The organism is Pseudomonas sp. A39 (assembly GCF_058145955.1).
Genome location: NZ_JBYVMD010000004.1, coordinates 221,223 through 235,089, shown reverse-complemented (window position 1 = coordinate 235,089; position 13,867 = coordinate 221,223). Strand labels below are relative to the sequence as shown.

The following is a 13,867-nucleotide window of genomic DNA, read 5'->3' as shown; positions in this document are numbered from 1 at the left end:
ACCTGTAAACCATGTCCCCGGTTAGAAATGTAAACGATGTCCCCGGTTTGTACCGGGGCAAGCCCCCTCCCACATTTGGATCGCGGTCTAACCGTTAGATGGCGCTCGGCTGTCGGGCAGCCAGCGGGAGCAAGCTCCCTCGCCACAGGTCCAGCGCCATACACAGAGTGGTGTAGATACCGATGCCCTGATGGCGCTGAATCAGTCACCTGATGAATCGTCTGGAACACCGCTATCGGGGGCAAGCCCCCTCCCACATTTTGATCGCGGTCTAACCGTTAGATGGCGCTTGGCTGTCAGGCAGCCGGCGGGAGCAAGCTCCCTCGCCACAGGTCCAGCGCCATACACAGAGTGGTGTAGATACCGATGCCCCGATGGCGCTGAATCAGTCACCTGATGAATCGACTGACACACCGCTATCGGGGGCAAGCCCCCTCCCACATTTGGATCGCGGTCTAACCGTTAGATGGAGCGGGAGCACGCGCCTACACGTCACAACAGTGTCCGAGCCAGCGCCTTTTTCCACGCTGAATAACGCCCCGCCATCGCGCAATCATCCTGCGGCTCAAACCGCTCCCGCTGCCGCTCCAGCGCGCCCAGCGCTTCATCACTCACCCACACCCCCAACGCCCTCCCCGCCAGGTGCGCCGCGCCCAGCGCCGAGACCTCCGGCGACAGGCTGCGCACCACCGGGCGTTGCAACAGGTTAGCCAAAAACTGCATCAACCAACGGTTGCGCGTCGCGCCGCCGTCCACCCACAGCTCCTTCAACGGGCTGCCGATGTCCTGCTGCATGGCCTCGAAGACATCCCGGATCTGATACCCAATCGACTCCAGCGACGCCCGCAGGATATGCGCGCCGGAAGTGGCCTCGGTCAGCCCGCAGATCAAGCCACGGGCATCCGCCTGCCAGTGTGGCGCGCCCAGCCCGGACAGCGCCGGCACAAAATACACGCCACCGTTGTCGGGTAGTTGCGCGGCCTGCTCGGTGAGCACATCCAGGGATTCCCCCGCCACCAGGCGCGAAGCCCACTGCACGGCGGCGCCGGTGTGGACGATGTTGCCTTCCATACCGAACGTCGGTTGGCCGCCGTCATGCCAGGCCAGGGTGGTGGACAGCCCATGCGTCGAGGCAATCGGGCCGCCCATGGGCGTCATCAACGACGAGCCGGTGCCGAGCGTCGCTTTCACCAGCCCCGGCGCAAAACCGCCCTGCCCGTACAGCGCAGCGTGGGAGTCACCGATCATCGACATCACCGGGATGCCGGCGGGCAAACCACCCGCCGCGACGGTTTCCGCAAAAAAGCCGGCGCTCGGCTGGATGGGCGCCAATGCGGCCAGTGGAATCTGGAACAGGTCCAACAGCACCGGGTCCCAGGCACAGGTGTGCAGGTTGAACAGTTGAGTGCGCGCCGCGTTGGAGTAGTCGGTGGCGAACACCTGACCGCCGCTGAGCTTCCACAGCAGCCAGCTGTCCACCGTGCCCAGGCAGATATTGCCGGCGGCGGCGCGTGCGTGGCCATCCTCAAGGTGGTCGAGAATCCAGCGGAACTTGCCTGCCGAGAACATCGGGTCCAACGCCAAGCCGGTTTTGTCCAGAATCAGTGCCTCATACCCCTGCTCATGCAACTGGGCACACAACGCGGTGGAGCGTCGGCATTGCCAACTGATGCACGGCGACAGCGCTTCGCCGGTATGCCGGTCCCAGGCCACCACCGATTCACGCTGGTTGCTGATCGCCAGCGCGGTGATCGGCCGGTCCACTTGGGCCAGGCATTCTTCGATGGCGGCCAGGGTGCTGTACCAGATCAGCAGCGGGTCCTGCTCGGAAAACCCCGGCTGCGGATGGGTGATGCTCAGCGGCCGCGAGCCCCGCGCAATCACCTGCCCGCGTTCGTTGACCAGCACCGCCTTGGCGTTGCTGGTGCCTTCATCTATCGCCAGGATCAGCGGAGTGTTATTCGTCATCGCCTTCACCGCAACCGAGTGGCAGCCGCCACAATCCCAGCCGCGTCGATGTTATGCAAGGCGCGGGTCGGTTCGCGGGCGCCGGCGGCGGCATATTCGCCATCACCAATACCCAAGCGTACCAGGGCAATTCCAAGCCCGGCTTCGGCCAGCACTTCGGCGACCAGGCTGCCGACGCCACCGTTGATATTGTGTTCCTCGACGGTGATGACCGCCCGCGTGCCACTCAGGGCGCTAAGCAAGACGTCACGCTGCAACGGCCGGATCGACGACAGGTTGATCACCTGCGCCTGGATGCCCTGCTCCGCGAGAACGCGTGCCGCGTCCACCGCTTCATGCACCACCGAGCCCAGGGCGACGATGCTCACGTCCGCGCCCTGGCGCAGGATATCCACCTGCCCCGGCACGAATTGATAGTCGCCCGTGTGCACGTCCGGCAAGGCCTTGCCGTCGAGACGGATATACACCGGGCCGTGGTAGCGCAGCGCATAGTCGACGATCTGCCGGCATTCAATCGCGTCGGCCGGGGCGAAAATCTGCACATTGCCAAAACCGCGCATCACCGAGATATCGTCGAGGCTGTGGTGCGTGCTGGCCAACGGGCCATAACTGGCGCCGGCATTCAGGCCGAACATTTTGACGTTGGCCTGGTTGTAGCAAACGTCGACTTTGATCTGCTCGTTGGCGCGCGAAATCAGGAACGGCGCCGCGTTGCAGGTCGCGGCGATCTTGCCGCCCAGGGCCAGGCCGGCGGCGACGCTGACCAGCGACTGCTCGGCAATGCCGACATTGATCAACCGCTCGGGAAAACGCTGCGCAAACGGGCCGATCTTGGCCGTGGAGGTGGAGTCGCTGACCACCGGCACCACGTCCAGTCCGGCATCGACGGCGGCAATAAAGGCCTCCACCATGACGCTCGCCAGATGTTCACTCGCCATGACTCAACTCCTCCAGTGCCGCGTTGATTTCATCACCCTTGGGCACGCGGTGGTGCCATTCGGGACGGGCTTCGATAAACGACACGCCCTTGCCTTTGATGGTGTGCGCGATCAGCACCTGGGGCACGCCGGTCTTGGCCTGCATGCTTTCCAAGGTTTCGATCAACTGGCCCACGTCGTTGCCGTCGCACTCGCTGACACGGAAGCCGAAGGCCGCCCATTTCACATCCAGCGGGTCGAGGGGCATGATCTCGGCCGTCAACCCCGCCAGTTGCAACTTGTTCTTGTCGACGATCACGAACAGGTTATCCAGGCCGTACTTGGCGGCAGCCATCGCCGCTTCCCAGTTGGAGCCTTCGGCCAGTTCACCGTCGCCGGTCAGCACGTAGATGCGTTTTTTGCTGCCGGACATCTTCGCCGCCAACGCCAGCCCTACCGCCACCGGCAAGCCGTGGCCGAGGGCACCGGTGTTCAGTTCGATGCCGGGGGTTTTCTGCCGCACCGGGTGGCCCGGCAGGTGGGAGTTGAAGTGTTGGTAGGTGGGCAGCCAGTCCACGGGAATGTAGCCCGCCTGCGCCAGGCAGCAGTACAAGCCGCCGACACCGTGGCCCTTGCTCTGGATATAGATATCGCGCTCAGGGTCTTCGATACGCTCCGGCCCGGTATTGAGAATGCGGAAATACAGGGTGGCGAGGATATCGGTTTCCGAAAGATCGGCCCCGGTGTGGCCACCGGCCGGTGAGTCGGCATTCAGGCGGATCACATGGCGCCGGATCAGGCGGGCCTGTTCTTTGATCTGGTGGGCGTCGTACTGGAAGGCATTCATGCAGCGGCTCCTTTGAGGCTGACCACGCGGGGGTGAACGTGTGCAAAGCTGTGTTTGAATATTTATTCAGCAATGACAATATATTTCTATTTAGACGCCGAACGTTCAGCAGGTCAAGTGAATGACCGGTGGAAAAATGAAATAAAAACGGGAAATCCCCCTCGGACAAACGGCCAAAATCCCACGCGCGCTTATCTATCCCGTGGCTTTGCGCGGGGTGAAAGTGGCGCCCTAGAGGCATATTGGAAAAATTAAGCGCTTGACTTTGACACGGTGTCACTGGAATCTGAATTAACAGTCAAGCACGCATAAATATTCAACGCGCTTGAAAGCACTCCAAAAAAAATAAATCAGGAGAACACTGTGGACGCCAAAGCTATTGTCCAGCACCCGGCCGAACTCAAGCCGCCCCACCGCCCACGGTTGGTGAAACTGCTCCCCAGCAATATCGGCGGCCCGCTGATCGGCCTGGTGCTGCTGGTGCTGGTCTTCTCCTTCAGTTCCGAATTCTTCTTCTCGCTGCGCAATGGCCTGAACATTCTTGATCAGGTCACGGTGCTGGGCATCCTTGCGATCGGCATGACCGCCGTGATCGTGATCGGCGGCATCGACCTGTCGGTGGGGTCGGTGCTGGCCTTCTCGATGATGATGCTCGGTTGGCTTTACCAGGATCAGGCGGTGCCGCTGGGCTTTGCGATTCCCATCTCGATTGCCAGCGGCATGCTTGCGGGGCTGGTGTCCGGCGGCTTGATCACCTACGCCAAGCTGCCCCCCTTCATTGCCACGCTAACCATGATGTCGGTGGCGCGTGGCCTGGCGAACATCCTCACCGAAGGCCGGCAGATCGTCGGCTACCCGGACTGGTTCACCAGCCTGGCCACGGTGCGTCACTTTGGGTTTCTGTCGGCAACCGTCGGGCTGTTCCTGGTGATGCTGGTGGTGGCCTGGGTGTTCCTGCGCTTTCGCGCCGGCGGCCGTAACCTGTATGCCATGGGCGGCAGCCCGGAAGTGGCGCGCCTGTCCGGCATCAAGGTGCGCGCGATCACCCTGTGGGTGTACGCCATTAGCGGTGCGCTGGCCGGTATCGCCGCCGTGACCCTGGCGGCACGCCTGGACTCTTCGCAACCCAGCGCCGGGCTGAGCCTGGAACTGGACGCCATCGCCGCCGTGGTGATTGGCGGCGCCAGCCTCAGCGGCGGCGTCGGCAGCATCGGCGGCACCCTGGTCGGTGTGCTGATCATTGGCGTGTTGCGCAATGGTCTGAACCTGCTCGGTGTTTCGCCCTTTATTCAACAAGTGGTGATCGGCGTGGTCATCGCCCTCGCCGTCACCATCGATACCCTGCGACGCCGCTCCAGCACTGCCCGTTAAACCTGTTCGACAGTTGACACCCTCCAACAATAAAACCAGGAGTCACCGACATGTTCAGCCCCAAGAAACTGCTGTTGGCCACCGCCCTCGCGGCCGCCACCCTCACCGCTGCCGGCACCACCTGGGCCAAGGACCTGACCATCGGCCTCGCCGTGGCCAACCTGCAGGCCGACTTCTTCAACCAGATCAAGCAATCGGTGGAAGCCGAGGGCAAGGCCAAGGGCATCAAGGTGATCACCGTGGATGCCCAGGGCAACTCCTCCACCCAAGTCAGCCAGATTGAAGACCTGATCACTCGCCAGATCGATGTGCTGATCTACATTCCGGCCGGCGCCACCGCCGCCGGTGTGCCGGTGAAAGCCGCCAAGGCCGCCGGGATCCCGGTAATCGCCGTCGACCGCAACGCCCCCGATGCACCGGGCGATACCTTCATCGCCAGCGACAGCGTGGCCGGTGCCAAGACCCTGGCCGAATACGTCGGCAAGCTCACCGACGGCAAGGGCCGCATCGCGATCCTGCAAGGCCAGCTCGGCACCACCCCCGAGAATGATCGCGCCAAGGGTTTCGAAGAAGGTTTGAAAGCCTTCCCCGACCTCAAAATCATCGCCCAGCAACCCGCCGAATGGGCCCAGGACAAAGGCTTCGCCGTGGCCCAGGACCTGCTCCAGCGTGACCCGAACATCACGGTGTTCTTCGGCCGCGCCGATGCCATGGCCTTGGGTGCCGCCCAGGCGGTGAAGGTCGGCAACCTCGATCACAAGGTGGTGGTGGTCGGTTTCGACGGCGATGTGGCCGGGCTCAAGGCGGTGCAAAGCGGTGTGCTGAACGCGACCATGACCCAGCAGACCCAGAAAATGGGGCGTCTGGCCGTGGCGTCCGCCATCGACCTCAAAGCCGGTAAAGACGTGCCTAAGGAACAACTGCTGCCCACCGTGCTGACCACCAAAGAAAACGTCGCGCCGTTCCTGCAACAGCACCCGTAAGCCTTGGAGGTCGTCATGCAAGCAGCAGCCCTGGACACCACCCGCGCCGACGCGGTGCTGTGCCTGCGCAATATCAGCAAGGCCTACGGGCCGGTGCAGGTACTGTCGCAGGTCAACGTGGACATTCGCCCCGGCGAAGTGTTGGCCCTGCTCGGCGAGAACGGTGCGGGCAAGTCGACCTTGTCGTCGATCATCGCCGGGCTGGTACAGCCTGAAGCCGGGGGCAGCATGACCTGGCTCGGCGCGCCTTACGCACCGGCTTCACCGGGTGCGGCACTGGGCGCAGGGATCGGCCTGATCCACCAGGAAATTCGCCTGCTGCCGCAATTGTCGATCGCCGAGAACATCTTCGTCGGCCGCCTGCCCATGCGTCACGGGCGGGTGGACCGCGAGTACATGGAGGCCCAGGCGCAGATCCAGTTGGAGCGCCTGGGCCTCAAGGTGCCGGCGTCGCGCAAGGTCGAAGGCCTGAGCGTGGCGGCCCAGCAATTGGTTGAAATCGCCAAGGCCCTGACCCTCAAGGCCAGCCTGTTGATTCTCGACGAACCCACCGCTGCCTTGGGCGGGGAAGAAACCGAGTTGCTGTTCAAGCAGGTGGAACGGCTCAAGGCCGAAGGCGTGTCGTTTATCTATATCAGCCACCGCCTGGAAGAAATCGCGCGCATCGCCGACCGCGTGCTGGTGCTGCGCGACGGTCGCCAGATCGCCTTGCACGCCACCGCGCAAGTGCCGGTGCGCGAACTGGTGGAGCAGATGGTCGGGCGCAGCCTGGAGCGGATTTTCCCTGCCCTGCAAGCGCCACAAGAGCGGGTGATGTTGCAGGTCAAGGATTTGAGTTGCCGCGAATTCGCCTTGCACGGCATCGACTTCAGCGTGCGTGCCGGTGAAGTGTTCGGCATTGCCGGTGTCGTCGGTGCCGGGCGGACTGAACTGGTACGCACCATCGCTGGCGCGGCCCAGGACATCCAAGGACATTTAGTGCTGGATGGCGAAGTGCGCCACTTGCGCTCGCCCTTTGAGGCGATCCAGGCCGGCGTGGTGCTGGTGCCCGAAGACCGTAAGCAGCAAGGCGTGGTGGTGGAACATCGCATCGAAGACAACCTGATCTACGGCAACACCGACCTGCTGGATAAACGCGGCTGGGTGTTCCCTGCCCCGCTGCGCGAATTTGCCCGCACGGCGGTGGCGCGGCTGGGGGTGAAAGGTGCGCCGCAGTCGCGAATTTCCAGCTTGTCGGGCGGTAACCAGCAGAAGGTGATCATTGCCAAATGGCTGGCGCGTAATCCCAAGGTGTTCATCCTTGACGAGCCGACACGCGGCATCGACGTGGGTGCACGGGCGGCGATCTATGAAGTGATCGCGGACCTGGCGGCCAAGGGCATGGCGGTGATCGTGGTCAGTTCCGACCTGGATGAAGTGCTCGGCCTGTCCCATCGGGTGATGGTGATGAGCCGGGGGCGGCAGATGGGGATCCTGGAGCGTGGCGAGGCCACCCCGGTGTCGGTGATGGAAATGGCTACTGCATAACCCACAAACAATGAAGATCCAATGTGGGAGGGGGCTTGCTCCCGATGGCGGTGGTTCAGTTGAAAAAGTATGACTGATACACCGCTATCGGGAGCAAGCCCCCTCCCACAGGGGATCCACTGTGATTTCAAGAATGGAGTGATTCATGCAACTTTTCAGTCTTCAGGGCCAAGTGGCCTTTGTCACCGGCGCCGGCAGCGGCATTGGCCAAGCGATTGCCGTCGGGCTGGCCGAAGCCGGCGCTGACGTAGCCTGCTTCGATCTACCAGGCAGCCCCGGCATCGCCAGCACCGTCGAACGCATCCAGGCCCTCGGTCGTCGCGCCCTGGCCTTGAGCGGCACCGTCACCGAACGCGCCGCGCTGGATGCCGCGGTCGCGCGCACCGAATCCGAACTCGGCGCATTGAGCGTCGCGGTCAACTGCGCCGGCATCGCCAATGCCCAGGCCGCCGAAGACCTCGAACTGCAACGCTGGCAAACCACCCTGGACATCAACCTCACCGGCATCTTCCTCAGTTGCCAGGCCCAGGCGGCGGTGATGTTGCCCCGAGGCAAAGGCGCCATCGTCAATATCGCCTCGATGTCCGGCAGCATCGTCAACCGTGGCTTGCTCCAAGCGCACTACAACACCTCCAAGGCCGGCGTGATTCACCTGAGCAAAAGCCTGGCGATGGAATGGGCCGACAAGGGCTTGCGGGTCAATTGCATCAGCCCCGGCTACACCGCCACGCCAATGAATTCGCGCCCGGAAGTCGCCGACCAGGTGAAGATTTTTGAACAGACCACGCCCATGGGCCGCATGGCCAGCGTCGAAGAAATGGTCGGCCCGGCGATTTTCCTGGTCAGCCAGGCCTCGTCTTTCTGCACCGGTGTCGACCTGTTGGTCGATGGCGGCTTTGTGTGCTGGTAACCATGGGAACCCTTGTCATGTCGCAACGATTCAGCGGTAAAACTGTGGTGATCACCGGCGCCTGCCGGGGCATCGGCGCCGGCATTGCCGAGCGCTTCGCCCAGGAAGGCGCCAACCTGGTCCTGGCCTCCAATGACCTGGAGCGCGTGACCTTCACTGCCGACCAACTGGCCCAGGAATACAAAGTAGACACCCTCGCCCTGGCCATCGACGTCACCCGTGAAGACGACATCGAAAAGCTCTACCGCGAAGGTCACGCGCGCTTTGGCAGCATCGACGTGTCGGTGCAGAACGCCGGCATCATCACCATCGACCATTACGACAAGATGCCCCGCGCCGATTTCGACAAGGTGCTGCAGGTCAACACCACCGGCGTCTGGCTGGGCTGCCGGGAGGCGGCCAAGTACATGGTCAAACAAGGCAGCGGCCGGCTGATCAACACCTCTTCCGGCCAGGGCCGCCAGGGGTTCATCTACACGCCGCACTACGCCGCGAGCAAGATGGGCGTGATCGGTATCACCCAGAGCCTGGCGCTGGAGCTGGCGCGGCATAACATCACGGTGAATGCGTTCTGCCCCGGCATCATCGAAAGCGAGATGTGGGACTACAACGACCGGGTATGGGGCGAGATCCTCAGTACCGACGAGAAACGCTACGGCAAGGGTGAATTGATGGCCGAATGGGTCAAGAACATTCCTCTGCGCCGCGCCGGCAAACCCTCGGATGTGGCGGGTTTGGTGGCGTTTCTCGCCTCGGACGATGCGGCGTACCTGACCGGCCAGGCGATCAATATCGACGGCGGCCTGATCATGTCGTAAGGGTTTGGTATCCTCACGGCCATTGTGTCATGCCTTTTACTATAAAGAGCCCTGAGGCCTTCATGAGCCAGATCGAAGAACAGCGCCTGATCACCAAGATCGCGAGCCTCTATTACGAAGAAGGGCTCAAGCAGTCCGAGATTTCCGCGCAACTGGACCTGTCCCAATCCTTTATCAGCCGCGCCCTGCGCCGGGCGCTGCAGGAAGGCGTGGTGAAGATCACGGTGATGCGCCTGCAAGGCCTGCACCTGGAACTGGAAACCCAATTGCAGCGCCGCTACGGCGTACGCCGGGTGATCGTGGTGGAAGCCACCGAGCCCGGCAATGACGAGAGCATCAAGCAGGCCATCGGTTCGGCTGCCGCCCACTACCTGGAAACCAGCCTGTCGCCCCAGGACCATATCGGTATTTCGTCATGGAGCAGCACCATTCGCGCCATGGTTGGCCACTTGCATGCGCAACCCGGCAAACAGGCCGCCCAGGAGGTGGTACAACTGTTGGGCGGCGTCGGCCACAAGGGGGCGTTTGAAGCCACCTTGCTCACCCAGCGCCTGGCGACCCTGCTCAACTGCCCGGCGTTTTTGCTGCCGTCGCAGAGCATCGAGCAATCGGTGCAGAGCAAGCAGCGCATCGTGCAGATGGAAGAGGTCAAGGAAGTGCTGCAGCGCTTTGACAGCATCACCCTGGCGATTGTTGGCATCGGCGACCTGGAGCCCTCGCAACTGCTGCGCAACAGCGGTAACTACTACACCGAGGACATGCTGCGCCTGCTCGCCGAACGCGGCGCGGTGGGCGATATCTGCCTGCGCTACTTCGATGCCCAGGGCAAACCGGTGTTGGAGGAAGATGAAGAATTTGTCGTGTCAGTGGCGCTGCCCAAGCTGCGCGCCATCCACCGTGTGCTTGGCCTGGCCGGTGGGTTGAACAAGGTCCAGGCCATTCGTGGCGCGCTCACGGGCGGCTACCTGGACATCCTGATCACCGACCTGGACACCGCACAGGCCCTTAACCAATAACTTTTTTGGAGACCGCCGCTCATGACGTCCAAGCTCGAACAACTCAAGCAATTCACCACCGTGGTCTGCGACACCGGCGACCTGGAAGCCATCAGCCGCCTGCGCCCGGTGGATGCCACCACCAACCCGTCCCTGCTGCTCAAGGCCGCCGCCATCCCGGAGTACGCCGAACTGCTGCGCAGTGCGGTGAGCCTGTCCAAGGGTGATGTGGACCTGGCCTGTGATCGCTTTGCGGTGTCGGTGGGCTGCGGCATTCTTAAAGTGATTCCGGGGCGCATCTCCACCGAAGTCGATGCGCGGCTGTCCTTCGACGAAGACGCGCTGTGGGCCAAGGCCAACCAGTTGATCGCGTTGTACGACCAGGCCGGCGTCGGCCGCGACCGCGTGCTGATCAAACTGGCCTCCACCTGGGAAGGCATCCGCACCGCCGAACGCCTGGAAAAGGCCGGCATCCAGACCAACCTGACCCTGCTGTTTTCGTTCGTCCAGGCCGCCGCCTGCGCCGACGCCGGGGTGTTCCTGATTTCGCCGTTCGTAGGCCGCATCTATGACTGGTACCGCAAGAACACCGGCCTGGATTACACCGGCGCCGAAGACCCAGGCGTGCAGTCCGTGACGCGGATCTACAACTACTACAAAGCCAACGCCATCAAGACCGTGGTCATGGGCGCCAGCTTCCGCACCCTGAGCCAGATCGAGCAACTGGCGGGCTGTGATCGCCTGACCATCAGCCCCGAGCTGCTGCAAAAGCTCGATGAAGACCAGGGCCTGCTGGAACGTCAATTGAATCCGGGGGCGGCCGGCGAGTCGCGCCAGACCCTCACCGAAGCGCAGTTTCGCTGGGGTTCCAATGAAGACGCGATGGCCACCGAAAAACTGGCTGAAGGCATTCGCCAGTTTGCCCGCGACCAGGAAAAACTCGAGGCGGTCCTCGCGGCACTGTAAGCCCCGCCCTGCCCCGGTCAATCCCGAGCGCCCGCCGATGATCGTCAGGCGGGCGTTGGTTTGTCGCCGTCACCTAACGACCGCGCCGCCCAGGCGCCCATCCCCCCCCCCACCACCGGCGCCAGCCAGAACATCCAGAGCTGCGCAATGTACTCCCCACCGGCAAACAACGCCGGCCCGGTGCTACGAGCGGGGTTCACCGACGTATTGGTCACCGGGATCAGCACCAAGTGGATCAAGGTCAGCGCCAGGCCGATGGCGATCGGTGCAAAGCCCGGCACCGCGCCCGGTGCGGTCACGCGCATGATGATGAATACGAAGAAAAACGTGGCGATCAGCTCGGCCAGCAACGCGGCCTTCACGTCGAAGAGCCCAGGGCTCAATGGGCCGTAACCGTTGGCGGCAAAACCACCTACCGCGAAGTCAGGCTGCCCGTTGGCGATCAAGTACAGCGCCGCTGCGGCCACTATCGCGCCGCAGACCTGCGCCGCGATGTACGGCAGCACGTCTGCGCCGTCAATGCGCCGCCCCGCCCACAGGCCAATGGTCACTGCCGGGTTGAAATGCCCACCGGAAATACCGCCTACCGCATAGGCCATGGTCAGAACAGTGAGACCAAACGCCAGCGAAACACCCACAAAACCAATACCCAAACCCGGGAATGCAGCCGCCAGGATGGCGCTGCCACAGCCGCCGAACGTCAGCCAGAACGTACCGATAAACTCTGCGGTCAAACGCTTTTGCACAATCGACTCCATTGCTGTTCAAGTGCCGTCGCCACGGGAAGTGGGCGGTCGCGGGCGACGGTAGCAATGGGTATCAAAATGTTGTGTAAGACTTATCCTGTATCAACCGTTTACAACGCCCTGGCCAAATTTCCTGATCGCCAGGCAATACCCAATCAACGCCACCGCTGCCAGCAAACCGCCCGCTGCGCCGATCCAGGCGAAGCCGAACTGGCTGCCGACCCAGCTGCCCATCAGGGCGCCGCCGCCGATGCCGATGTTGTAGATGCCGGAGAACATCGCCATGGCCACGTCGGTGGCATCCGGCGCCAGCACCAGCACCTTGGATTGCATGGCCAGGCCGAAGCCCATGATTGCCATGCCCCAGAAAATGCTCAGGGTCACCAGGTACGACTCGGCGCCGCTCAACGGCAGCATCAGCGCCAGGCACGCGGCCAGGATAAACACGGCGCCGACCACGAACAGGTGGGGGTTGAAGCGGTGCACCAGGCTGAACAGCAACGAGCCGATGATGCCTGCGCCGCCGAACACCAGCAGGATCAGGGTCACGGCGCTGCCGCTCATGCCGGCCACGCCCTCGACGAAGGGTTCGATGTAGCTGTAGGCGGTGAATTGCGCGGTGACGGTCATGGCGGTGAGCACGTAAAGCGCCACCAGCGCCGGGCGCTTGAACAGCAGCGGCAGGCTGCGCAGGGAACCGGAGTTCTGGCTCGGCAACAGCGGCAAGGTGCGCGCCAGCCAGAACACCAGTGCGGCGGCAAAGGCGCCGATGACCAGGAAGGTGGTGCGCCAGCCCATGGCTTCGCCCAGCAGGCGGCCGAGCGGAATACCCAGGACCATCGCCAGGGAGGTGCCGGTGGCCAACAGGCCGAGGGCTTGCACCTGCTTGCCTTCCGGCGCCAGGCGTACCGCCAGGGACGCGGTAATTGACCAGAACAAGGCGTGGGACAAGGCAATGCCGATACGGCTGACCATCAGCAGCCCGAAGCTGGTGGCGACGCTGGAGAGGATGTGACTGACGATAAACATGCAGAACAACACGATCAGCAGCTTGCGCCGTTCGACGTTACGGGTCAGCAGCATCACCGGCAACGAGGTCAGGGACACGATCCAGGCGTAGATGGTGAGCATCAGCCCGACGCTGGACACCGGCATGTCGAAGCTGGCGCCGATGGCGCTGAGCAGCCCGACGGGTACGAATTCAGTGGTGTTGAATACAAACGCGGCCAACGCGAGAGCGATGACCGGTTGCCAATTGGCTTGGGGCGTTGCGGCTGAAATGCTCATTGAACGGCGCGGTACTCTGGCGTTGATGACGCGGGGGCGGTGATCAAGCGGCCACCCGGGACAAGCGCCGCCGCCGAGTATTCTATAGGTTTCTGGCCCCGCTGTTGATGCGGATCGTCGCCCGAGGGCTCAAAGCACCGTCAGCGTGATCACGTAGTTACCCGACTGAACCCGCTTACCGGCGCCATCCACCAGCTCATACTGCTGGTCGTAGTAACGCCCGCTGGCGCTGTCCGCCACCAGCCGCACGTGGGCTGCGTTGACACTGGCGACCGGCGCCATCTCGCGCACCTCCAGGCGACTGCCGCGGTTGGCCTGGACGCAGCCTTTCAACTCCACGACGGAGCCGCTGCGCGCATTTGTCGCACACCCCGGCTCGACAATACTGCCCCTGAATTCAATCGTGCCCTGCCCCACGGTTTGCGCCGCATCGCTTACCCCCGCCCATAGGCACAGCAGGCTGGTAAACATCGAAATACCTTTACTGCTCATCGCGACACTCCTGACTGGGCGCTTACCCACTAAGTCGTCT

At 63.0% G+C, this 13,867-nt stretch carries 13 protein-coding genes; 7 read left to right on the top strand and 6 right to left on the bottom strand.

Translation table 11 applies throughout. The annotated features are described in order from the left end of the window. Positions 1-492 precede the first annotated feature (492 nt). The 3 genes from AC3ZU9_RS05095 to AC3ZU9_RS05085 are packed head-to-tail and all read right to left on the bottom strand — an operon-like array spanning position 493 to position 3,732. A complete protein-coding gene (locus AC3ZU9_RS05095) occupies positions 493-1,968 on the bottom strand; it encodes an FGGY family carbohydrate kinase (RefSeq protein WP_102060164.1) in 1,476 nt (491 codons plus the stop codon). Positions 1,969-1,973: 5 nt separating this feature from the next. Then, positions 1,974-2,906 carry a transketolase family protein gene (locus AC3ZU9_RS05090; protein WP_012724865.1) on the bottom strand — a complete coding sequence of 311 codons (933 nt, stop codon included), beginning with the start codon at positions 2,904-2,906 and terminating at the stop codon, positions 1,974-1,976. Beyond that, a complete protein-coding gene (locus tag AC3ZU9_RS05085; RefSeq protein WP_490090381.1) occupies positions 2,896-3,732 on the bottom strand; it encodes a transketolase in 837 nt (278 codons plus the stop codon). The genes AC3ZU9_RS05090 and AC3ZU9_RS05085 overlap by 11 nt, the downstream gene beginning before the upstream one ends. Before the next feature lie 363 nt (positions 3,733-4,095). On the opposite strand from AC3ZU9_RS05085, the gene AC3ZU9_RS05080 reads away from it, so the two are divergent. The 7 genes from AC3ZU9_RS05080 (at position 4,096) to tal (ending at position 11,302) form a co-directional block, all read left to right on the top strand. After that, positions 4,096-5,103, top strand: coding sequence for an ABC transporter permease (locus tag AC3ZU9_RS05080; protein WP_012724867.1), 1,008 nt, complete (start codon positions 4,096-4,098; stop codon positions 5,101-5,103). A 50-nt stretch (positions 5,104-5,153) separates the two neighbouring features. After that, positions 5,154-6,086: a sugar ABC transporter substrate-binding protein gene (locus tag AC3ZU9_RS05075; protein ID WP_490090380.1), complete on the top strand. Its 933-nt coding sequence runs from the start codon at positions 5,154-5,156 to the stop codon at positions 6,084-6,086. Between the two features lie 15 nt (positions 6,087-6,101). Beyond that, complete coding sequence (locus AC3ZU9_RS05070; protein WP_490090379.1) at positions 6,102-7,613, top strand: sugar ABC transporter ATP-binding protein; 1,512 nt, start codon at positions 6,102-6,104, stop codon at positions 7,611-7,613. Positions 7,614-7,758: 145 nt separating this feature from the next. After that, positions 7,759-8,523, top strand: coding sequence for an SDR family oxidoreductase (locus tag AC3ZU9_RS05065; protein WP_012724870.1), 765 nt, complete (start codon positions 7,759-7,761; stop codon positions 8,521-8,523). Positions 8,524-8,540: 17 nt separating this feature from the next. After that, positions 8,541-9,341 (top strand): glucose 1-dehydrogenase, encoded by an 801-nt coding sequence (locus AC3ZU9_RS05060; RefSeq protein WP_102060161.1) that lies wholly within the window; start codon positions 8,541-8,543, stop codon positions 9,339-9,341. 62 nt (positions 9,342-9,403) lie between these two features. Further along, positions 9,404-10,357: a sugar-binding transcriptional regulator gene (locus tag AC3ZU9_RS05055; protein WP_012724872.1), complete on the top strand. Its 954-nt coding sequence runs from the start codon at positions 9,404-9,406 to the stop codon at positions 10,355-10,357. 21 nt (positions 10,358-10,378) lie between these two features. Further along, complete coding sequence (gene tal, locus AC3ZU9_RS05050) at positions 10,379-11,302, top strand: transaldolase (protein WP_012724873.1); 924 nt, start codon at positions 10,379-10,381, stop codon at positions 11,300-11,302. A 44-nt stretch (positions 11,303-11,346) separates the two neighbouring features. Here the strand turns inward: tal and aqpZ are convergent, their stop codons facing one another. From aqpZ to AC3ZU9_RS05035, 3 genes are all read right to left on the bottom strand, one after another. After that, positions 11,347-12,060 carry an aquaporin Z gene (aqpZ, locus tag AC3ZU9_RS05045; protein ID WP_490090378.1) on the bottom strand — a complete coding sequence of 238 codons (714 nt, stop codon included), beginning with the start codon at positions 12,058-12,060 and terminating at the stop codon, positions 11,347-11,349. 90 nt (positions 12,061-12,150) lie between these two features. Further along, positions 12,151-13,335 (bottom strand): sugar transporter, encoded by a 1,185-nt coding sequence (locus tag AC3ZU9_RS05040; protein ID WP_012724875.1) that lies wholly within the window; start codon positions 13,333-13,335, stop codon positions 12,151-12,153. 129 nt (positions 13,336-13,464) lie between these two features. Further along, positions 13,465-13,827 (bottom strand): type 1 fimbrial protein, encoded by a 363-nt coding sequence (locus AC3ZU9_RS05035; protein WP_490090377.1) that lies wholly within the window; start codon positions 13,825-13,827, stop codon positions 13,465-13,467. Between the last annotated feature and the right edge of the window lie 40 nt (positions 13,828-13,867).

Bases quoted from the DNA above. Each gene is read 5' to 3' on its own strand.
- AC3ZU9_RS05095 (WP_102060164.1), bottom strand. From the start codon at position 1,968: ATGACGAATAACACTCCGCTGATCCTGGCGATAGATGAAGGCACCAGC.
- aqpZ (WP_490090378.1), bottom strand. From the start codon at position 12,060: ATGGAGTCGATTGTGCAAAAGCGTTTGACCGCAGAGTTTATCGGTACG.
- AC3ZU9_RS05065 (WP_012724870.1), top strand. From the start codon at position 7,759: ATGCAACTTTTCAGTCTTCAGGGCCAAGTGGCCTTTGTCACCGGCGCC.
- tal (WP_012724873.1), top strand. From the start codon at position 10,379: ATGACGTCCAAGCTCGAACAACTCAAGCAATTCACCACCGTGGTCTGC.
- AC3ZU9_RS05090 (WP_012724865.1), bottom strand. From the start codon at position 2,906: ATGGCGAGTGAACATCTGGCGAGCGTCATGGTGGAGGCCTTTATTGCC.
- AC3ZU9_RS05070 (WP_490090379.1), top strand. From the start codon at position 6,102: ATGCAAGCAGCAGCCCTGGACACCACCCGCGCCGACGCGGTGCTGTGC.
- AC3ZU9_RS05075 (WP_490090380.1), top strand. From the start codon at position 5,154: ATGTTCAGCCCCAAGAAACTGCTGTTGGCCACCGCCCTCGCGGCCGCC.
- AC3ZU9_RS05035 (WP_490090377.1), bottom strand. From the start codon at position 13,827: ATGAGCAGTAAAGGTATTTCGATGTTTACCAGCCTGCTGTGCCTATGG.
- AC3ZU9_RS05085 (WP_490090381.1), bottom strand. From the start codon at position 3,732: ATGAATGCCTTCCAGTACGACGCCCACCAGATCAAAGAACAGGCCCGC.
- AC3ZU9_RS05040 (WP_012724875.1), bottom strand. From the start codon at position 13,335: ATGAGCATTTCAGCCGCAACGCCCCAAGCCAATTGGCAACCGGTCATC.
- AC3ZU9_RS05055 (WP_012724872.1), top strand. From the start codon at position 9,404: ATGAGCCAGATCGAAGAACAGCGCCTGATCACCAAGATCGCGAGCCTC.
- AC3ZU9_RS05060 (WP_102060161.1), top strand. From the start codon at position 8,541: ATGTCGCAACGATTCAGCGGTAAAACTGTGGTGATCACCGGCGCCTGC.